Source organism: Burkholderia territorii, assembly GCF_902833055.1.
Classification (GTDB): Bacteria; Pseudomonadota; Gammaproteobacteria; order Burkholderiales; family Burkholderiaceae; genus Burkholderia; species Burkholderia territorii.
Genome location: NZ_CADFEJ010000174.1, coordinates 1 through 423, shown reverse-complemented (window position 1 = coordinate 423; position 423 = coordinate 1). Strand labels below are relative to the sequence as shown.

The 423-nt window shown below is 68.3% G+C and carries 1 protein-coding gene; it reads right to left on the bottom strand.

The genetic code is table 11. The annotated features are described in order from the left end of the window. On the bottom strand, window positions 1-423 hold a 423-nt coding region (locus tag HW466_RS31590), incomplete at both ends, for an Ig-like domain-containing protein (protein ID WP_176316195.1).

Below are 423 nucleotides of genomic sequence, written 5' to 3'. Positions count from 1 at the left end.
AACTGCCCGGCGGGTGCCGTACACATCACGGTGGGCCGTGTGTCGTTGGTCACGCCCGATTGCTCGACATGGCCGACGTGCGGTGCCACGGCATCGAAGACGCCCGAGATAGGCGGGGCAGTCGGCACGCCGCCTACCAGCACGGTGAAATCGAAGCCGTCGCTCGGCTCGCTACGGTTCCCCGCCTCGTCGGTCGCCACCGCGCTCAGGTGATGATCGCCATCGACCAGCGGCGCATACGGCGCTTGCGGACGGAACGACCAGTTGCCGTCGGCATCGGCCCGTGCGCTGCCGATCAGCAGCTTCGCCCCCATCACGGTGTCGTAGATCAACACCACGCTGTCGCGCTCGGCCAGGCCTTTCACGAGCGGCTGGGCGTCGTCCGTCGTCTCGCCCTGCTGCAAGGGGCCAGTCACATCGCCG